At 67.7% G+C, this 20,561-nt stretch carries 14 protein-coding genes; 5 read left to right on the top strand and 9 right to left on the bottom strand.

The features are described from left to right. The first annotated feature begins 133 nt into the window (after positions 1 to 133). Positions 134 to 5,188, top strand: coding sequence for a family 20 glycosylhydrolase (locus B5F84_RS05305; RefSeq protein ID WP_087321604.1), 5,055 nt, complete (start codon positions 134 to 136; stop codon positions 5,186 to 5,188). Between the two features lie 484 nt (positions 5,189 to 5,672). Here B5F84_RS05305 and B5F84_RS05310 read toward each other — a convergent pair whose 3' ends face one another. Then, on the bottom strand, positions 5,673 to 8,723 hold the full coding sequence (locus tag B5F84_RS05310) for a glycoside hydrolase family 3 protein (RefSeq protein ID WP_087321606.1): 3,051 nt from the start codon (positions 8,721 to 8,723) through the stop codon (positions 5,673 to 5,675). Positions 8,724 to 8,903: 180 nt separating this feature from the next. Between B5F84_RS05310 and B5F84_RS05315 the strand changes: the two genes are divergently transcribed. The 3 genes from B5F84_RS05315 to B5F84_RS05320 all read left to right on the top strand — a co-directional run bounded on the left by B5F84_RS05315 (position 8,904) and on the right by B5F84_RS05320 (position 12,153). Then, the gene (locus B5F84_RS05315; RefSeq protein WP_239378260.1) at positions 8,904 to 10,535 is read left to right on the top strand and encodes a CBS domain-containing protein; all 1,632 of its coding nucleotides are present in this window, start codon (positions 8,904 to 8,906) and stop codon (positions 10,533 to 10,535) included. Continuing rightward, positions 10,532 to 10,750, top strand: a complete 219-nt coding sequence (locus B5F84_RS09690; RefSeq protein ID WP_239378261.1) for a hypothetical protein — start codon at positions 10,532 to 10,534, stop codon at positions 10,748 to 10,750. Before B5F84_RS05315 ends, B5F84_RS09690 begins: the two co-directional genes overlap by 4 nt. A gap of 212 nt (positions 10,751 to 10,962) precedes the next feature. Continuing rightward, a complete protein-coding gene (locus tag B5F84_RS05320; protein ID WP_087321646.1) occupies positions 10,963 to 12,153 on the top strand; it encodes an Nramp family divalent metal transporter in 1,191 nt (396 codons plus the stop codon). A gap of 64 nt (positions 12,154 to 12,217) precedes the next feature. On the opposite strand, the gene B5F84_RS05325 is transcribed toward B5F84_RS05320, so the two are convergent. Then, entirely contained in the window at positions 12,218 to 13,066 is an 849-nt protein-coding gene (locus B5F84_RS05325) for a protein phosphatase 2C domain-containing protein (protein ID WP_087321607.1), read from the bottom strand. A gap of 96 nt (positions 13,067 to 13,162) precedes the next feature. Between B5F84_RS05325 and B5F84_RS05330 the strand changes: the two genes are divergently transcribed. Beyond that, the gene (locus tag B5F84_RS05330) at positions 13,163 to 13,954 is read left to right on the top strand and encodes a hypothetical protein (protein ID WP_087321609.1); all 792 of its coding nucleotides are present in this window, start codon (positions 13,163 to 13,165) and stop codon (positions 13,952 to 13,954) included. Positions 13,955 to 14,017: 63 nt separating this feature from the next. Here the strand turns inward: B5F84_RS05330 and B5F84_RS05335 are convergent, their stop codons facing one another. The 7 genes from B5F84_RS05335 to B5F84_RS05365 form a co-directional block, all read right to left on the bottom strand. Continuing rightward, on the bottom strand, positions 14,018 to 14,542 hold the full coding sequence (locus B5F84_RS05335) for a hypothetical protein (protein WP_087321611.1): 525 nt from the start codon (positions 14,540 to 14,542) through the stop codon (positions 14,018 to 14,020). Between the two features lie 115 nt (positions 14,543 to 14,657). Beyond that, a complete protein-coding gene (locus tag B5F84_RS05340; protein WP_087321613.1) occupies positions 14,658 to 15,881 on the bottom strand; it encodes an LCP family protein in 1,224 nt (407 codons plus the stop codon). A gap of 14 nt (positions 15,882 to 15,895) precedes the next feature. Further along, positions 15,896 to 16,726 carry a sortase gene (locus tag B5F84_RS05345; protein ID WP_204205510.1) on the bottom strand — a complete coding sequence of 277 codons (831 nt, stop codon included), beginning with the start codon at positions 16,724 to 16,726 and terminating at the stop codon, positions 15,896 to 15,898. Between the two features lie 102 nt (positions 16,727 to 16,828). Continuing rightward, the gene (locus B5F84_RS05350) at positions 16,829 to 17,428 is read right to left on the bottom strand and encodes a hypothetical protein (RefSeq protein ID WP_087321614.1); all 600 of its coding nucleotides are present in this window, start codon (positions 17,426 to 17,428) and stop codon (positions 16,829 to 16,831) included. 938 nt (positions 17,429 to 18,366) lie between these two features. After that, a complete protein-coding gene (locus tag B5F84_RS05355; protein WP_087321616.1) occupies positions 18,367 to 18,675 on the bottom strand; it encodes a type II toxin-antitoxin system YafQ family toxin in 309 nt (102 codons plus the stop codon). After that, positions 18,675 to 18,974 carry a type II toxin-antitoxin system RelB/DinJ family antitoxin gene (locus tag B5F84_RS05360; RefSeq protein WP_204205511.1) on the bottom strand — a complete coding sequence of 100 codons (300 nt, stop codon included), beginning with the start codon at positions 18,972 to 18,974 and terminating at the stop codon, positions 18,675 to 18,677. The genes B5F84_RS05355 and B5F84_RS05360 overlap by 1 nt, the downstream gene beginning before the upstream one ends. Before the next feature lie 397 nt (positions 18,975 to 19,371). Continuing rightward, complete coding sequence (locus tag B5F84_RS05365) at positions 19,372 to 20,559, bottom strand: UDP-N-acetyl glucosamine 2-epimerase (RefSeq protein WP_087321618.1); 1,188 nt, start codon at positions 20,557 to 20,559, stop codon at positions 19,372 to 19,374. Positions 20,560 to 20,561 lie beyond the last annotated feature (2 nt).

Raw genomic sequence — 20,561 nt, forward strand, 5'->3', positions numbered from 1 at the left:
TCAGACCGTTTGCCGAGACCTTGGGGCCACCCGCCCGGCGCCCGGCGCCGCCCCCTCCGGAACACCCCTCCCGCGCTGGTAGGGTAAGGGGGTCTATCGCGATTTGCGACCACCTTACGTGAGAGGGGAATGCATGAGGCAGCAACGTCCCAGCAGGAGGGTCTTCTCGGCCCTGCTCGCGGGCGCGCTGACGCTGGGCGGGGTCGTCCAGCCCGTCGGCGCCGCGCTCGCGCAGGCCGCGGGACCCGAGCTTGAGAACCTGGCCCTGGGCCAGGAGGTCTCCGCCTCCGGCAGCGAGACCGACCACTTCGCGCCCGAGCGCGCCGTCGACGGCCTCGTGGGCCTGGTCGGCGGCGAGGACCGGCGCGACGACTTTGCCTGGCGCGACACGAGCGACAACTTCCGCAACCGGGAGGCGAGCCGCTGGTCCTCCAACACCGAGGGAGAGCGCTGGCTCTCCGTGGACCTGGGCCAGGAGGTCGTCGTTGACCACGTGACCGTGGTCTGGGGCAAGCAGTACGGCAAGACCTACCGCATCGAGACCTCCCTCGACGGCACCGACTGGACGGTCGCCGCGGACAACGTCCACGCCACCGCCTCCGAGGAGGACACCACCGCCCTCGACGACGCCGTCGCCCGCTACGTGCGCGTCACGATCACCGAGGCCAACGACACGTGGGCCACGGGCGTCTGGGAGCTCGAGGTCTGGGGCACGCCCAAGCCGGCCGACCCCGTGAACCTGGCCACGCTCGACACCACAAAGGTCACGGCCTCCGGCCAGGAGGTCGCGGGCCAGTGGGGGCCGGAGCTTGCCGCCGACGGCAAGGTCGGCCTGGTGAGCGACACCACCTGGCGCGACAAGGCCTGGCTCACCACGCGCGAGAACCACGTCAACGCGCAGGCGAGCCGCTGGTCCGCCAACAACGCGGACGGGGCCTGGCTCGCCTTTGACCTGGGCGCCGAGGCCAACATCGCGAGCGTCTCGGTGGTCTGGGGCAAGCAGTACGGCAAGCCCTACCAGATCGAGACGTCCTCCGACGGCCAGAGCTGGACGCCCGTCGCCACAGACCTCAACGGGGCGGACTCCGAGACCGTCACCACCGAGCTCACGGACGTGACCGCGCGCCACGTGCGCATCAGCGTGACCAAGCGCAGCAGCCGGTACGCGCCGAGCATCTGGGAGGTCCAGATCATGGGCACCTGGGCGGACGGCGCGCCCGAGCCCGAGCCTGAGCCCGAGTCGGGCGAGCTGCCCTCCGTGGTCCCCGAGCCCGTGAGCTACGAGGCCCAGGACGGCGAGCCCTTCGTGCTTGACCCCGCGTCCGACATCGTGGCCGACGACGCCGCCCGCGACGAGGCCGAGAAGCTCGCCGAGACCCTGCGGGCCTCCACGGGCTACGAGCTCGACGTGGTGGGCGTCTCCGACGACGACGTCGCCGACATCGTCCTCACCATGCTGGACGAGGGGGGCGCCGCGGGCCTTGCCGGCCACACGGACGAGGGCTACGTCATCACGAGCTCCGAGGAGGGCCTCGTCCTCGGCGCCTGCACGGCCGAGGGCCTCTTCAACGGCGTCCAGACCACCTACCAGCTCTTTGGCCCCTACTCCGTGGCCGACTTCGAGACCAACGGCCCGTGGAGCGTCCCGGCCCTCAGCATCACCGACTACCCGCGCTACGAGTGGCGCGGCATCATGCTCGACCCGGCGCGCTCCTTCCTCACCGTGGAGGAGGTCAAGCAGGCGCTCGACGTCATGTCGATGTACAAGCTCAACGTCTTGCACCTCCACCTCGTCGACGACCAGGGCTGGCGCATAGAGATCACCAACGAGGGCCGCGCCGAGGGCGACACCATCGACTACACCCGCCTGGCCACCATCGCCGGCGACGCCGCGATGGGCACCACCCAGTGGCAGCAGCTCCCCGGCATCCGCGGCTACTACACCCAGGACGACCTGCGCGAGATCGTGGCCTACGCCAACGCGCGCCACATCGACGTGGTGCCGGAGATCGACATGCCCGGCCACTCCGGCGGCATGCTCCACGCCATCCCGCAGCTCAACTCCGCCGAGTCCTCCCACGACGGCACCGTCGACCCCGCCACGGGCGAGAAGATCAACAACCCCGAGGAGTGGATCTGCGGCCCGGCCCAGACCACCGGAGACGTGGGCAACTCCTACCTCGACATCAACAACGAGTACACGTGGATGTTCCTCGAGCACGTGGTGCGGCAGGTCAGCAAGATCTGCGGCTCCGACTACCTTCACATCGGCGGCGACGAGACCCACCAGCTCAACACCGACTACCCCGGCCGCGCCGTCGAGTTCCTGAACAAGGCCGCCGACATGGTCCGTGGCATGGGCCTCACCCCCATCGGCTGGAACGAGTGGGCCTCCACCGGCTCGGGCGTCGAGTTTGAGCCCGGCGACACCCTCCAGTGCTGGAACGGCAACGCGCCGCAGAAGGTGCGCGACGCCGACGCCAGAATCATCTGGTCCATGGCCCAAAACGCCTACTTCCCGCAGGCGCCCGGTCCCAACGTCGCTGGTCCCACCTGGGCGGGCGGCTCCGACGGCGTCGTCAACATCGACGACTTCTACAACTACGACCCCGCGACGTCCGCGCAGCTGGACGACTCCTACATCCGCGGCGTCGAGGGCGCCATGTGGAGCGAGCACGTCCGCGGCATCCAGGACTTCTTCTTCCCGTCCTTCCCGCGCGCCATGGCGCTGGCCGAGGTCGCGTGGACCCCGCAGGCCAAGCGCAGCGGGCAGGTCGCCGACCTGCGCGAGCGCCTCGCCGACACCGTGCCCGCCCTCACCATGAAGGGCGCGGACTTCTACGCCGAGGACGGCCTCGTGAACGAGCCCCTCGTGGCCGCCACGGACCTCGAGACCGCGCCGACGGTGGGCGTCAGCCACACCATCGCCCGCGGCTACCTGCCCATGACCACGGCCGACAACGTCTCGGCCACCATCACGTGGGAGGACGGGCAGACCCAGGAGCTCACCGTGGTGCAGCGCCGCCCCTACCTCGCGCCCACCAACCAGAACAACAACAACCGCGCCCAGAACGGCCTCTGGGAGCTCGTGCTCACCGAGCTGCCCGCCGCGGGCACCCACACCGGCACCGTCACCTTCACGGCCGGCGGGACCTCCGTCACGGACACCCTCACGGTCACGGTGACCGAGGGCGCCGTCGCCTACGGCAACAACACGTCGCTGTCCGCCGCCTCCGGCCGGCAGGGCGACACCGTCACGGCAATGCTCACCGACTTCGAGCCCAACTCGTCCGTCTCGCTCTCGCTGGGCGAGAAGAACCTCGGCACCGCCACCGTGGGCGCCGACGGCACGGGCTCGCTCGAGTTCTCCGTGCCCGCCGTGGCGCCCGGCACCTACGAGGTGACCACCAGCCCCGCCACCGCCAACGACGTCCCGACCTTTGAGGTCGAGCCCGCCTTCACGCCCGTCGTGACCGTCTCCCACGCCAAGGCCAAGCCCGGCATGGAGGTCACCGTGAGCGTCACCGGGCTTGAGCCCGGCAAGGAGGCCACGCTGGCCACCGGCTTTGGCGAGGACGTCACGCTCCAGGTGAGCGACGAGGGCACCGCTGAGGCCACGCTCACCATCCCCGAGGACGCCACGCTCGGCTCCTACGAGCTCACGGTCACCCAGGGCTGGTGGACGGGCTCGGCCACGCTCGAGCTCGCCGCGCAGGCGCTGGCGCACCCCATCGCGCAGGACCTCTACGCGATCGCGGGCTTCTCGACCGAGGAGACCACCGGCGAGGGCGCGAGCAACGGCCGCGCCGAGGACGCCATCGACGGCGACCTGAGCACCTACTGGCACACCGCGTGGTCGAGCGGCACGAGCTCGCTTCCCGCGTACGTGACCATTGACCTGGGCAAGAGCTACGACGTCGACGGCCTTTCGTACACGCCGCGCCAGTCCAACCAGAACGGCCTCATCAAGGACTACGAGATCTACGTGACCGAGGAGAATCCCGCGGGCGTTCCCACCGGCACCCCCGCCGCCTCGGGCACCTTCCCCAACGTGCTCCAGGCCGGCAGCCGCGACGCCACCATCGTCGAGCTCGCCGAGCCGGCCACCGGCCGCTACGTCACGCTCGTGGCCAAGAGCACCCTCGCCGGCAACGCCTTCGCCGGCGCGGCGGAGCTCGTGGTGAGCGGCCTTGCGAGCGAGGAGCCGACGCCCGAGCCCGAGCCCGTCGACACCGCCGAGCTTGAGGCGGCGCTCGAGGAGGCCGCCGCGGCCGACCGCGACGGCAAGACCGAGGAGTCCCTGGCGGCCCTCGACGCGGCCGTGGCCGCGGGAGAGTCCCTGCTCGACTCCGACGAGCTGACCGAGGAGGCCGTCGCCGAGGCCGCCCAGGCCATCCGCGACGCCATCGCGGGCCTTGAGGACATCCCCGAGCCCGTCGAGCCCACCCTCGAGGGCGTCACCGTGAAGGCCGGCCCCGCCAAGACGGCCTACACCGTGGGCGATGAGCTCGACGCCACGGGCCTTGTGCTCGCGCTCTCCTACTCCGACGGCTCCACGAAGGAGATTGCCTACGCCGACGCGCCCGAGGACTTCTCCTTTGACGTCACGACCCTCGAGGCGGCCGGGACCGTCGAGGTCACCGTCACCTACGGCGGCAAGACCGCGACGTTTGCCGTGACCGTCACCGAGCCCGTCGTGGAGCCCGACCCCGCCGACGAGGCGCGCGAGGAGCTCCAGGCGGCCGTGGACGCGCACGACGACCTTACGGCCGAGGACTACACCGCCGAGACCTGGGAGCCCTTCGCCGAGGCGCTCGAGGCCGCGCAGGACCTCCTCGCGCGCGAGGACGCCACGGCCGACGAGCTCGCCGCGGCCGCCGAGGCGCTCGAGGCCGCCGCGGCCGCGCTCGAGCCCGCGACGGGCGAGGAGCCCGGCGGCGAGGAGCAGCCGGGCGGTGACGAGCCCGGCGGCAGCACCACGCAGCCCGGCGGCAGCACCACGCAGCCCGGCGGCAGCACCACGCAGCCCGGCGGCACGCAGCCCGGCGGCACGCGGCCCGGCGGCAGCCACGGCACCGCCACCGTCCCCGAGACGGGCGACCCGTCGCTCGCCGTGGGCCTCGTGGCCACCGTCGGCGCAGCCGTCTCCGGCCTGGGCGTCGTCTTCGGCGCCCGTCGCCGTCGCTAGTCCGGCGCGCAGCTGACCAGCTGACCTTACAGGGGGGCGTCCCGTTTGGGGCGCCCCCCAATGTATGCCCGCCGGCCCCTTTGCCCGCACGGACAAGAAACGCCCCCGGTGCGCGCGGGACAGCGCGCACTCGTCAATTCCCGTGTCCGTACGGACGAGAAACGCCCCCAGTGCACGCCGCGACGCGCGCACTGGGGGCGTTTCTTGTCCCGCTCCAAAAGTTGCGCCCAGTGCGCGCCCGCTCCCCCGCCGCATGCGCGCACCCGACGTTTTTCTCGTCCGTCCGGAATGAAATCGCGCCGAGTGCGCGGAAGCCAGCGCGCACTGGGCTCGATCTCTGGTCCCCGGACCAAAGTGCCCACGAGTGCGCGCCGCTCAGCCCGCCAAAGCGCGAGAGGTGGCCGACAAGAACAACGAGCCCCGCAAGGGCAGCGGGCAAGGCCGGGCCGCGCCCGCGCGGGATGCTCCGCCCCGCCGCCGCCCGTCAAACCATCCCGGGTTTGTCGCGGGTGCCCGCGGGGCGGAAGAGGCGGGTGATGAGGAAGGTCGCGGCGGCGGCATCGAGAAGCGCGAGGCCCGTGCCAAGCCAGTTGAAGGACTCCGTCTTGAGCGGGCGGTCGAGGGTCGGCGCGCCCGTGGCGCGGGCCTGCTCGTTGTACGCGAGGTTCGCCGCCCGTGCGTTGAGCCACACGTAGAGCACGTCCTTCGTCGCGCGCCGCAGGTTGGTCACGTAGCTCGCCGCAAGCGCCTCGTCCCCGGTCCCGCGCACGCGGGCGAGCGCGGTCGAGTCAAACCCAAAGGCAAAGCTCCCGTTGCGGAAGACCCCGTCCATGTAGAGGTCGCTCCCCGCACGCAGGGCCTGGTCCGCGTTCATGTACTGCTGGTGGTCGGCGTAGTCCGTGATGACGGCACCCGCAAAGCCCCACTCCCCGCGCAGCACCTCGGTGAGGAGCGCCGTGCTGCCGCCGGCCCAGACGGCGCCCACCCGGTTGTACGACGTCATGACTCCCGTGGTGCCGCCCCGCACGGCGATCTGGAACGGCCGGAGGTAGAGCTCGCGCAGGGCCTGCTCGGTGAGCCAGGTGTAGAGCCCGTCGCGATAGGAGTCCTGGTTGTTCACCGCAAAGTGCTTGAGGAAGCAGTAGGTGCCCGCCTCCCGCGCGCCCGCCGTGACCTCGCGGGCAGTCACGCCGCAGACCAGCGGGTCCTCCGCGTAATACTCGTAGTTGCGCCCGCCAATGGGCGTGCGGTGCAGGTCCGCGCAGGGCGCGTAGAGCCCGTCGACCCCCAGCACCGCCGCCTCGAGCCCCAGCTGCCGGCCATACTCCCGCGCGAGCCCCGGGTTCCACGTCTGCGCAAGGACCGTGGGCCCGGGATAGCCCACACCTGAGGCAAGCTGGTTGAACGACCCCACCTGCGCGGGCCCGTCCACCTCCTTGGTGAGCGGCTTCGAGAGCGTCTTGATCCGTCCCGTGGCCAGGTATCCGTGCAGGACCAGGGAGCTCATGTCGTCCACGGAGAGGCTGTCTAAGAGCGTGTCCCAGACCGCGCTCTCGTACTTCTCGCCCAGATGGCGCGCGATGGCGGTCAGCTGCCCGTTCTCCGTCAGGGTGAGAACCGCGCTCGTCGTGGAGGCGAGCGGCTGGCCAAGCGACACCTCGCCGCGAGCCACCAGCTCCTCGTAGGCCTGTGCGTCCTCCTTGACCTGGTCCTCGCCGTAGAGGTTGAGCGCCCGGACGTTATCCGTCATCTCCCGGTCAGGGCTCGGCTCGCTCGGGAAGGTCCCGGCAAAGTCCGCGCGGGAGAGATACGTCAGCCCCGCGCCCGAGTCCGACCCGTCAACGGAGACGCCGTCCACCGCGGAGTCCCCCGTGAAGCGACTGGTCACCTCCGCGCCCGTGGCAAGATCGTCCCGGCACAAGATCGTGGCAGGCACCCGCAACGTGGTGCGCGCCCGCGTGCAGGCCGCGGGCTCGTGCGCGTTGCGGCGGAGCTCGACCGCGTAGTCCCCGGCCTCGAGCTCGTAGCCCGCAAAGCCGTTGGCGCTGGCGTCGTCGTGGTCGAAGGAGGCAACGTCGTCCAGCAGGAAGGACACGGTGACGTCCTGGCTCTCCCCCGGCTCCAGGAGGCCCGTCTTCTGGTAGCCCACGAGCACCCAGGCCGCCTTCTCGATCCCACCCGCACGGTAGGGCGCGGAGCAGTAGAGCTGCACCACGTCCCGACCCGCGACGGACCCCGTGTTGGTCACGCGCACCACGACCGAGAAGGACGTGTCGCGCCCCACGGACGCCCCGCTTGCGTGAGACCGCTCGACGACCTCCCACGAGAAGTCCGTGTAGCTGAGGCCAAAGCCAAAGGGATACTGCACGACGCCGTCGTAGCCCGTGCCGTGCTCGTTCTCCACGCCGTCCCAGAACCCCTCGGCGTCGGCCGTCTCGTACCAGCGATAGCCCACGTAGATGCCCTCGGCGTAGTCGACGAAGCGCACGGCGTCATAGGGCTCGGTCACGCCCACGTTGACGTTGAGGGTGCCGTCGGCCGGGTAGAGCCCCTCGGCGCCCAGGTAGCGCCCCTCCCCCAGCTCGCCCGCGTTTGCCCAGCTCGCAGCCGTCGCAAAGTCGTAGGCGTAGGTGTCGGTGGTGCGCCCGGAGGGGTTGGTCGCCCCCGTGAGGACGTCCACCACCGCGCGGGCGCCCACCTCCCCCGTGGCTCCCACGAGAAGCGCCGCGTCGATGCCGGGGACGGTCTCCAGCTCGCCGAGCTCCATCGCGTTGGTGGAGTTGACGAGCACGACCACGCGCTCGTAGGTGGCGCCCACGTAGCGCAGCAGGTCCTCCTCCTCGCGCGAGAGCTCGAGGTAGCCGCGCGAGGCGTCGATCTCAAGTTCGCCGCCGCGCTCCACCACCTTGTGCTGGGCCTGCGGGCAGTCGATGGACTCGCCCGAGACGCGGCCTATGACCACGAGCGCCGTGTCGGAGAAGGCGCGGGCGTCCTCCAGGAGCTCGGGCGTGTAGCAGGACTCGTCGCGGACGGAGGGCTCAAAGAGGCGGCAGAACTCGGACGCGTGGCTGTTGAGCGCGCCGGCGGAGGCAAACGTGCGCTCGCCGCAAAAGTCGCGGTACATGTCCGCGAGCCGCTCGTTATAGGACAGGCCGGCCTCGGAGAGCGCGTCGAGCAGCCCCATCGTGGACCCCGCCACCTGCCCGGAGCCCGAGCCGCTCGCGGCCCACTGGGTCGAGGCCCACCCAAACACGTTCACGCGCCGAACGTCGGCGGGAAGCGGGAGCGCCGCGTCCTCGTTGCGCAGGAGGACGATGCCCTCTCCCTCGACGCGCTCGGCGAGCGCGCGGCCCGCCGCCATCGTGGCGTCGCGGCGCTCCTCCGAGATGACCACCTGCTCGCCGATCCCCAGGTAGGAGTTCACGGTATCGCCCAGGAGAACCACGGCCACGTTGGCCGCCACGAGCGCGCCAAGGGCCACGACGGCCCCCGCCCCCGCGACGACCCGTGCGATTCTGCGGCCCTTCCCGTCCACGCGCGCCTCCTTGCCCTGCGGGGCGGGCGGTTCTTCTCGCCTTTGCCCCGTCGCCACAAGTGTACAATGGCCCATGGTAAATCCCTCAAGAGAAAGGTCCGCATGAAACCTCGACCTCACCGTCGATGACCTGCGGCGCGCTCACTGGGCGCGTCGGATGACGCCAGCAGAGGAGCGCTCATGATCTACCTGTCCCAGCTCTTGGGAAACCCCGTTCTTGACGCCGACGGCGAGAAGGTCGGCACCGTGTCCGACCTCGGCATTGCCACCGGCGAGGTCTTTCCCCGCATCACGAGCCTCGCGTTCATGGGGCCCGGGCGCACGCCCATCATGATCTCGTGGCGCAAGTTCGTGGACACCTACGACGAGCACGAGGTCCACCTTAAGGCCATTGCCACGGACCTGCGCTTCTCCTACCTCCAGCCTGACGAGGTGCTGCTTGCGCGCGACATCCTGAACAAGCAGATCGTGGACACCCACGGGATGCGCGTCGTCCGCGTGAATGACCTCAAGCTCTCCGACACCAGCTCGACGCAGCTGCGCCTGCTGGGCGCCGAGGTGGGCGCGCGCGGCATCCTGCGTACGCTCCACCCCGCCCTCGAGCGCGTGGCGCTGCGCCTGGCCCGCACCTTTGGCCACCCGCTGCCCGAGCGCATCATCGCGTGGAACTACATGGACCTCGTCGAGCGCGACCTCTCCAACGTCAAGCTCTCCGTGAGCCACAAGACGCTCGACGACATGCACCCCGCCGACATCGCCGACATCATCGAGCGGCTGGACCCGCGCCTGCGCGGCCAGGTCTTTGCGCAGCTGGACGACGAGCAGCGCGCCAGCGCCATGGCCGAGTTCGACGACGACGCGATGGCGGCCGAGCTCATGGGCTCGCTCGACGAGACGGACGCCTCGCGCATGCTCTCCGAGATGGACCCGGACGACGCCGCCGAGCTGGTCTCCGAGCTCGACTACGACAAGGCCGAGAAGCTCCTGCGCCTGATGGGCGTCCAGGAGCAGCGCGCGATCCGCCAGCTTCTGGGCTACCGCGAGAGCACCGCGGGCCGCATCATGACCTCCGAGGTGGCCACGGTCGGCGAGGGCGCCACGGTGGCCGACGCCGTGGAGATGCTGCGCGGGCTCGACGACGACTTCGAGGAGGTGCGCTACGTCTACCTCGTCGACGAGGCGGGCAAGCTCGCCGGCGTGGTGCCCCTGCGCGGGCTCATCGTGTCCGCGCCGGAGACGCCGCTCTCCGAGCTCGCGACGGTGGACCTCATCACGGCGAGCCCCGAGGACGACCAGGAGGCCGTCGCGGAGAACATCGCCAAGTACAACCTGCTCGCCATGCCCGTCGTGGCCGACGACGGGCGGCTCCTGGGCATCGTCACCGTTGACGACGCGCTCGACGTCATGGAGGAGGAACACGCCGAGGACCTGCGCGTGGCCGGCGGCTCGGCGGACGGCGAGGCCTCCGAGCACGGCGGGGAGCTCGTGTGGCTTCTGCGCCGCAACGTCTGGTTCTTCCTGTGGCTGGTCGTGGTAGCCGTAGGCGCGCTCGCCACGGGCGGGCTCATCCCGCTGGTGGAGGTGCTGCTGGCCTGCGCGGCGCTGCCCATCGCGCTGGTGCTGGCGGACGACTCGGTGAGCTACGTGACCAACTTCTTCCTTGAGAACGACCCCGACGACGAGGACGCCCCCTCGATGGTGGGCTTCACGTTCAAGGGGCTCCTTCTCGGCGTGGCCCTGGGCGCGCTCGACGTGCTTTTGGCCATGGCGCTCACCAACGTGATCTTTGCGGGCAGCCCCACCGGCCCGTGAGCGGCGCGCTGACGGCGGGCTTCCTGGGAGCTGCCGTGGCGATCTTTGTCTCGTTTGCGAGCTCTCCCGTCTACCTGGCCATCCTGCGGAGGCGCGAGGAGCGCAACCAGGAGACCTCCGGCTTTGCCCTGTCCGTCGTTGCCATGCTCGTGACCGTGGCGGTGTTTGGCGTGACGCTCGTGGCGCTCGCCGGGCCGCTGGGGATGCTCGCGTAGTGGCGGGCGAGAAGGACACGGCCGGGCTCGCGACGGGCGGCGCGGAACGCGACGGCGCGGCGACGACCGCTGCCGCCGGCCCTGACGCCGTGCGGGCAGACGGCGGCCGCGAAGCTGACGCGGGGAATGCCGGCAGCGGGCGCAGCGCCAACGCAAAGGATGCCGCCAGTGGACGCGGGCATCGCCTCAAGCTGCGGCTCGTCTTCGCCGCGATGGGCCCGGGCCTGCTCGCCGCGCTCGCGGGCGCGGACGCGGGCGGCGTGGCCACCTACTCAAACGCCGGCGCCAACTTTGGGTTCGGCCAGCTCTGGGCCGTCCCCGTCATGTGCTTCCTGCTCATCGTGGCGCAGGAGACGGCCGCGCGCATGGGCTGCGTCACGGGCAAGGGCCTCGCGTCGCTCATCCGCGAGCAGTTTGGCGTCCGACGCTCCGCGCTCGCAATGCTCGCGCTTCTCGTGTCCAACACAACCGTCACGCTCTCGGAGTTTGCGGGAATAGCCTCGGGCCTCGCCCTCTTTGGCGTGCCCACGTACGTCTCTGTCCCCATTGCGGCGGTTGCCATCTGGTCGCTCACCATGAGCGGCTCCTACCGGCGCATCGAGAAAATCCTCCTGGCCGTGGCCTGCGTCTTTCTCACCTACGTCGTCGCCGGCTTCATGGTGGGGCCAGACTGGGGCGCCGCCCTCAGGAGCACGCTCGTGCCGCACATCGAGGGCACGCCGCAGTACCTCTCGCTGCTCGTGGCCAGCGTGGGCACCGCCATCGCCCCGTGGATGCTCTTCCTGGCGCAGTCCAACGTGGTCGAAAAGAACGCCCACGCCGAGGACCTCCCCTACCAGCGCATCGACACGGTGACGGGCGCCGTGGCCGCAAGCGCGATCTCCTGGTTCATCATCCTCACCACGGGCACGGTGCTGCACCCGGCGGGGATCGTCGTGAGCGGGGCCGAGGCCGCGGCGGCCGCGCTCGCGCCCCTCGTGGGCGACTACGCGGAGGCGCTCTTTGGCGCGGGCCTGGTGGGGGCCTCGTTCCTTGCGGCGTGCGTGCTGCCCGGCATCACGTCGAGCGCCATCTGCGAGGCGTTTGGATGGGAGCGGGGAGCGGACCGCAGCTGGTCCGAGGCCCCGGCGTATCGCGGCATCATCACCGCGGTCATCTGCATCTCGGCGGTCGTGGTGCTCCTGCCCAACGTCAACCTCTTCGGCATCATGATGGTCGCGCAGGTCATCAACGGCGTGCTGCTGCCGGTCCTTCTGGTCTTCATGGTGCTCATTGCGAGCGACCGCCACGTCATGGGGCGCTACGTCAACAGCCGCCTCTGGAACGCGCTCACGTGGTTCATGATCTGCGCCGTGGTGGTGCTGACCGTTGTGATGTTTGTCATGCAGGCCATGGGGATGTAGGCGGGCGGCTGGCGCGCGACGGCTGCGCGGCATACCCGTGGCAGCTGCGCGGGACGCCCGCGCGCTACGCCGGGCGGATGCAGAAGAGGCTCGCGTCATCCGAGCGCTTGAGCCGGGGATGCGTGGTGTAATCCGGGTCGGCCGCCTCCTCAGCTCGCAGGCGGCCGAGCAGCTCCCCTGCGCGCCCGGGCGTCAGGGCCGGAAGCTCGCGCGCGGCGTCCGCCAGGGCAAAGTCGCCGAACACGCGCCAGAAGCCGTCGCTCATGCCCGCCACGGCCACCACCTCCGCGAGCGGGAGCGACGCCCGGCGAAGGTGCGCCAGGCCCGTGCCTGTGGGGTCCAGGCACCAGTAGCCGCCCTCGGTGTTGCGCAGGCGCCGATGGGCCACGATGACGTCCTGCACGAGCGCCCGCTTCTGCGGTCCCGTGAGGGGTCGGCCCGCCGCCCGCTCCACGCTTGCGCGGACGGCCTCCGCGTCCAGCCCCTCGAGCACCTCGTCCGTCGAGAGGAACACCGAGCCGTCACGCATCACGGCCACGAGGGGAGAGTCCGCAAGCCCGTAGAGCTCCACCGTGTCAGCCGTGAGGACGGCAAGCGCCAGCGTCGCGGAAGGAACTGAGTCCGGGTCCACGTCCGCGAGCGGTCGGCCAAGCGTCGCCTCAAGCTCCTCGCGCGCCGCAGTCACGGCCTCAGAAAGCGCCCGCTCAACCGGCGCGCCCGCATCGAGGGCCGCGCAGACGCCCTCCCCCACCGTGTGCGAGAGCCACTGCGCGTTGGTCGCAAAGCGGTCAGGAAAGAGCGCGTCTCCCGCAAGCCCCGTGGCACCGTCGATCACGATGCCGTAGCGCCCCGCGGAGCGCACGAAGTCCTCGTTTGCCGCGTTGCCGCGGTCGGTGAGCTGGAAGTGGGTCATGCGCGCCTCCTCAACGCCGGCCCGGGAGGGCACAAGACTGACAGCGGGCGGTGCTATACTAGCAAAGCATCGTAGTGGTCACGGAGGAGTCGGACGATGCTGCTAAGCCATCAAAGCATTCTGGGCTACATTGATTCAAACGTTATTGAGGAGGGCCGGAAGGAGAACGCCGGCCCCGTTTCCTATGACCTCACCACACAGCGCTTTTTCACCGACTCCAGCAGCTATAGCGCGGGACTGACCTCTTGCACGCTCAACCCCGGCGACTCGACCTTCGTCTCCTCGGTCGAGCGCATCAACCTTCCGACTGACCTCGCATGCCGCGTTCTCATCAAGAACTCTCGGCTGCGCCAGGGCCTCCGCCTCGACGCGCCCCTCTACTTCCCCGGGCACAAGACGCGCGTGTACTTCCGCGTCACCAATGTCTCCAGTGATGCCATTGTGCTGGACACCACAAGGGGAATCGCCCAGCTGACGTTTGAGCGCCTGGACGAGCCCACGGACACCCCGTACGAGGGGACGTTCAGCGACGAGTTCTCCTTCAAGGGCATGGGAGACTATGAGTCGCTCTTTGGGAACGACCTCAAGAAGCTCGAGAACAAGGCGAGCGAGATCGAGGGCATCGAGAAGCGCATCTATGGCAACGTCATGACCCTCATGGCCATCTTCGCCGCCGTCTTCACGCTCGTCAACATCAACATGGAGTCGCAGGCCGCCGCAAGCGTCTCACTGGTCATTACGGTCAACCTTGCCACGGTGGGAAGCTTTGCCCTCCTTGCCGGACTCATTGCCCTCCCACTCAGGCCCAAGGAGCGCTACGCCAAGGTTGTCCCCTGGGCCATCGCCATCGTCTGCTACGCGGTCGCCGCATTCATAGCGCTGAGGTAGCCAAGACGAGGGACCGACAGCCCCGTCGGCCCTGAGTGTCGAGCGAACGTTCTTCTCGCCAATCTACCCGACCCGCGGCCTTTCGTGCTTCAGGGCAATAATCTCCTCGGCCACCATGCGCTTGTCAGCAAGCTCCTCAAGTCGCCCTGTTCTTTCCTCATCCTTCGGGGCACCCGCCCTGCCGTAGCTGATCTCGTATCTTGTGCAGAGCGGTTCGTAGTAGATATATGCCTGGCGGTAAGCGATGCTCTTCTCCTTGCCATTACTAAAGTTCGCCAACGACGAGCAGACAAAAGAGAGCACCGTATACCCCTGGATGCGGGCAATATCGCCCGGATCTTGTACTGTCAGGTGGAGGACAATGATGGTTCCAATCACACCGAGAGCGACCATGAGGTTATTTAGATAGCTGAGCCACATGGAGGCCGTCAGCCACAAGCCGGGAAGCCTCAGGAGCCTCTTCTCATGGCTGTCATAGTATTTGGCATCTCGAGAAATCACCAGCGGGCGAAAATGAGTAGCAGAGAACAATCCGATGACTGCAAAGGACACCAGCGCGGCCAGCGGAATAACCTCATAGATTTTCATGCTTCCCTCCCCTGGCGCCACCTCTCCAAAAGGCAGACCCCATCTTAAGGGCTCCACCTAAAGAAATCTTAAGAGCGACGACGCGCGGGTCCCTCCCCTTTCGGCGAACGGCGGCCTACTCCTGAGCCGGGTCCTCCTCGGGCACGGGCGTGTAGTACACGCTGAGCACCGTCTCGTAGACGCTCTGCTGGTCGAGGTGGTACTCCACGTACTGCCCGCCCTTCACGGCCTCGCCGGCAAGCGTGGTCACGTCAAGCTGGCTCATCCCGTGTTCCACGAGCGTTGCGGCCAGATAGCTGAACTCGTTCAGGTCAAGGTTGGTCGTCGCGTACGCGAGCGCCGTCTGGTACAGCCCCACCAGAACCGTCGGGTTGCCCTTGGCGGCGGCGATCGCCTGCGAGAAGAACGCCTGGAGGTACTGCGACTGCCGAGCCTGGCGGTCAAGCGAGGACGTCAGCTGGGACGTGTCCCGATACTGCACATAGCGCAGCGCGGCGGTGCCCCAGAGCGTCGTGGGCTGGCCAGCCACCACGCCCGTGTTGGGGATGGTGGCCAGAGGCGTCAGGCTCACCCCGCCCACCGCGTCGTTGAGCGGGCCCACGCCCTGCATGTCGATCGCAAAGTAGTAGTTCATCGGCATGTTGTAGAGCACGCGCGACACCGCGCGGACCACGTTCTGGGCGCTCGTGTCGTAGCCGTCGCCGTAGCTGAAGGCCAGCGCGATCTGCATCTTCTCCTGGCCCACAAAGGCGCTGCCCACGTTCTCGTCAACGTCCACCATGGTGTCGCGGGGCACGCCGATAACGCGCATCTGGCCCGTTGCCGTGTCCAGCGCCACCACCATGACGGCGTCGGCCTGCCCTGCGTGACCGGTGGCCTCAACGCTCTCATGCCGGTCGTAGCCCATCACCACAATGGAGACGATGTTCTCGTTGTAGCGGTACTTCTTGCCCTGGTAGGTGACGGTCACACCCTCGTCCTGGGTCTCCGCCTCCTCGGACGTCTCAAGGTCCTCGGGCTTGGACGCCTCGCGCAGCGCGCGCTCGCCCTGGGAGATCATCTGCGTGACCGCCAGCGCCACGCCCCCCGCCGCAAGAACGAGCACCAGCACCACGATCCCCACAACGCGCAGGGCCAGGCGACGCTTCTTGGGCGCCTGGGCAGCACCGGCGGGGTCTGCGGCGGCGGGCTCGCTGGGCGCGGGCGGGGTGGCAGTGTCCCGCACGTCCCCGGAAACGTCAGGGTTCTTCTCGCGAGAAGAACCCGCGGGCTCGGGGTTGGTCTTGGGCTCCTTGAAGTGGCGTCCCGCACGCTGCGAGCGCTCGTCCTGCGTGGGCATGAGGCCTCCGTGTTCTACTGGGTCTCCTGGTCGTCAACGAGCACGCCCGTCACCAGGTAGCGGACGGGGTCGTGGGTCCCCACGGCCGTGCACGTGCTCAGCTGTACGATGCGGTCGTCGGCGGCAAGTGACGCGCCCTCGCGCACGTTCACCTGCATCGAGGTGGGCGCAAGCACCGTGGCAAAGTACTGCTCGCGAACCGTAGGGTCGGTGAAGTCAAAGCTGTTGAGGATGTGGCGGTCGTCGTAGTCGTACGCGGCGATGATCCGGTACGTGAGGATGTGCCCCGGCAGGTAGATGTAGAGCTTCTCGTGCGCGGCAAAGAAGTCCGGGTCACGGAACTTGAGCAGGTCGCCAAACATGGTCCCGTTCTCCGTGTTGTGGCCGTAGACCACGGTCACCGGGTCGGAGAAGTCCGTTGCGTTCATGCTCTGGGTGTAGATGGAGCCGTAGACCGAATACGCGCCGTCGAGGTCGCGCCGCAGGTAGAAGTTGTCGTCCGTCGCGCTTTGGACGATCGGGTAGTTGACACCCGTGTCCGGGACGGTGATCCAGGCGTAGATGTCCGGGTGCTCCGCCTTGAGTGAGGGGAAGTCAATGGGATTGGTCGGCTTCTCCTCCGGGGCGTCCTCGGTCAGCTCCGCGGGAGTCTCCGGTACGGCGGTTGCCTCCTGTCGGGCGGCCTCCCGCTGGCCCACCGCCATCTGGGAGATAAGGTAGGCACCACCAGCGCCGGCCACTCCCAGCAGCACCACCAGCGCTATGACCAGCGGAATGACGCCCCGCTTGCGCCCCGTGGGCGCGGGGGTTGCGCTCTGCTGCCCGTTGTCTTCCATGTCTGCCATGAGCCCTCGACTCCCGCCTTTTTCTCGCTTCTTACGAAAAGGGACCCGCCGGAGCGAGTCCCCTTGCTCGTTCGATGCTGCCCGTCCGGGCAAGAAGAGCTGCTACTCGGCGATCTTCTTGCGGAGAGACACGGCCACGATGCCGGCGCCCGCGAGGGCGGCCACCGTCATGCCGGCCACGGGGGCCACGGTGGCGTCGGTCTTGGGCGAAGTGGCGGAGGTGTCCGTGGAGACGCCGCCGTCGGCCGGGATGGTGGACTCGTCAACCACGATGGAGAAGACGGAGAGGCGGTCGACGGTGATGGTCACGGTGCCGTCAGCGGCAACGGTGGCCTGCTGGGTCTCCGTGGTGCCGTCACCGTGCTGGATGTAGACCGTCGCCTGGGCGCCCGCGTACTGGGTGCCCACGCTAAAGACGAGCGAGAGCTGGGTGAACTCGACGTCGCCGTGCTCGAGGACCTCAAAGGTGGCGAGCGGCGTGACGCCCTCGGGCACGTTGGAGGCAACGGTGCCAGAGGGGTCAACGGAGACGTAGCCGTTGCCGGAGGCGCTGGTCACGTCGCCGGAGACGGAGAGGGCAACGCTGGTGCCCGGGGCGGTGACCGTGGTGCCGCTGGGGCTGTTGAACTGGGCGGCCATGGCAACGGTGGGCAGGCCGACAAACATCAGCGCCGCCGCAAAGGCGCTCACGAGCTTCTTCATGGGAACACTCCTTCTTTCGAGTCGCAGGAGAAGGTACCCCCTCCCCCATTTGTGCATTTCAGCATAGCAGTCTGAATATTGACTGGCAATTATCTGGGCCGCAGTTCCGCGAATGCTTACATTGGGAGGCGAGAGAATCACGGCTGGCGTCTTGGCCGAGCCCTCTTGCGAGTACAAATAACGCGCCGCGTCTCCCTCTCTTATTTGTACTATTTGGCGAATAGTACAAATAAGAGAGGGAAAGCGGGCCTCTAGATTTCACTGCGCACGGAGGAGGCCGCCCGAGATTCCACGCACCGGCATCTCAGAATTCAGAGATATTCCGAGATATTCAGAGTCATCCGATCGAGTCGGAGCCTTGTAAAAGAGCCGTGCCACCCCGCCCGGACGACACGGCCAATATTGAATATCGCTTAATCCCGCAGGGATACTGCGGCCGCCTACTCTCCTCGCGGGCAGATTCTGCCACCTAGGCCCGTGCGCGGTCCCTCAAATCCGAACGCGGCTCAGGCGCTCCGCCCATGTAGGGAAACAGTCTCCCCATCCGCTTTGCAAAGGCGCTCGAGGGGCCGTCCACCACACCGTTTCCGTGCCGCGGGCCTCCCTTGATAACGACCTTCCCGTCCCTTACCGACGCTGACATGCGCTTCATATGACCACTCGTTCCAACACAGGAGCGCCCTCACGGCGCTCACTCTTCCGTTCCGTATTCAGATACCCTATCAAGAAGCAGAGAAAGCACCTCTGCCAGCATTACCATGTAGTTTGTTGATTCCAACCTCAAGGTCTTTTCAAACTCTCCATGGGCGGCCAAACCCAATAGGACACGCTCGACAAAATGTCCGACGGGACAACACTGACCACTGTCTGAGGCTTTAGCCTCTCAGGCATCCTCACGGCCCTGCTCAGATTCTCAAAGCCGCAGTGGCCGAGCGCGGCTATCTCTTTGGGCCCTGGAAAAGCTCGCCGTGAGTCCCCATCCTCACAAACCGAATGGTGGGGTTTGACCAATGCGGCAGGTATAGCACGATGACATCCACGGCGCCGTCGGAGAGATGGAAGTCGATATGTCCGTTGTAGTTGCCGCCAGGGTTATTGAGGGCGTGCGCCCCATAGGACTTAGGAAGCTCGCCGCTCTCCGCCAGCTCGCGAAGAGCCGCCGCGAACTCACGCCTGACCCACGGATGCCGTCGGACAACTCTTTGATAGTCCGCCGCAAAGGAGGAATCAAACTTGATCTGATACATCAGAGCGCCTCGAGATAGGAGAGCGCATCCTCCACGTTGTCAAATGTCGCCGCATCGTCCCTGATGAGCCCCATCTCCTTGGCATCGGCAAGAATCATCGCCCGACGCGTCTCCTCGTTGGGCACCTCTGGGGCAGGGGCCAAATCAAAGGGAACCCTGCGCTGATTGACAAGCTGCCTCAGGGCGAGCGTCAGATACGAATTAAGGCTCAGGCCGATGGAGTCAAGGATGTCGGTTGCATCCGCCTTCAACCCCTCGTCAAACCGAACGGTCGTCGGCTTCATCACGCTGGTTGCCATGGCGCCCTCCTTTGCGACAGTCCTAAATTATTTTTACCCATAAACATCATTCCGATGCTTTTAAACATCAGAATGATGTCAAATTCCACATCACCATAGTTGCTCGCAGCCTCTTTGTCCGCCCACTCGCCCGCCGCTACAGGACTGGGGGGAAGGGAAACGTGAAAGAAGGAGGAGGCATCATGCAGTGGAACGCTGTTTGGGCGAGTTGAGCACCGCGCTTACGAATCAATTAATCACACGAGGAGATATATTCTCGTGTGATTTATCCACCTTGTTCAACAGTACCGAGAGCCAACTCTCGCAGCCGTCCGATTCACTACGAAAAAAAGCCTCGGCATCATCATATCCATGTTGATGCCGAGGCCAATCAAAGCGATTTGGGAGGAAGGGTCTCCTAGTACTTCCTCCACACCATACGGTCCACGATGCCCGTGTAGGACTGGATGATCTTCACGACCTTCGTGCTCACGTTCTCGTCTGCGTAGTCTGGCACGGGGGCGGCGGGGTAGCTGCCCTCCGCGTCGAGCGCGACCGCCACGCGCACGGCGTTGAGGAGCCCCCGCTCGTCGATGCCCGCAAGCGTGAAGCAGCCCTTATCGAGTGCCTCGGGGCGCTCCGTGGAGGTGCGGATGCACACGGCCGGGAACGGCCGGCCGATGGAGGCGAAGAAGCTCGACTCCTCGGGCAGGGTCCCGGAGTCCGAGACCACGCAGAAGGCACTGGACTGCAGACGGTTGTAGTCGTGGAAGCCCATGGGCTCGTGCGTGCGGACGAGCGGGTGGAGCGTGAAGCCGGAGGCCTCCAGGCGCTTGCGGCTGCGCGGGTGGCAGCTGTAGAGGATCGGTTTGCCGTACTCCTCGGCAAGCGCGTTGATAGCGCTGAAGAGCGAGCGGAAGTTGGCCTCGGTGTCGATGTTCTCCTCGCGGTGGGCGGAGAGCAGGAAGTAGCCGCGCTCCTCCAGCCCCTCGCGGTCGAGCACGTCCGACGCGTCAATCTGTTCCAGGTTCGCGCGAAGTACCTCGGCCATGGGCGAGCCTGTCACGTAGGTGCGCTCCGGCGCGCAGCCGGTAGCTGCGAGCCAGCGGCGCGCGTGCTCGGAGTAGGCCAGGTTCACGTCGGAGATCACGTCCACGATGCGGCGGTTGGTCTCCTCCGGCAGGCACTCGTCCTTGCAGCGGTTGCCCGCCTCCATGTGAAAGATGGGGATGTGCAGGCGCTTCGCGGGGATGGCCGAGAGGCAGGAGTTGGTGTCGCCCAGCACGAGCAGGGCGTCCGGCTCGACCTGCGCCATGAGCTTGTAGGAGGCGTCGATGATGTTGCCGATGGTGGAGCCCAGGTCCTCCCCCACCGCGTCCATGTAGACGTCCGGGTCGTCGAGCGAGAGGTCGCGGAAGAAGATGCCGTTCAGCGTATAGTCGTAGTTCTGCCCCGTGTGGGCGAGCAGGCAGTCGAAGTGCCGGCGGCACTTCTTGATGACCTCGGAGAGGCGGATGATCTCCGGTCGCGTGCCCACGATGATGAGGAGCTTCAGGCGGCCGTCGCCAGCGAAGGAAACGTCCGAGTAGTCGGTGCGGAGGGGCATAG

Origin of the sequence: Olsenella sp. An290, from assembly GCF_002159535.1 — a bacterium.
In the GTDB taxonomy this organism is placed as follows: domain Bacteria; phylum Actinomycetota; class Coriobacteriia; order Coriobacteriales; family Atopobiaceae; genus Thermophilibacter.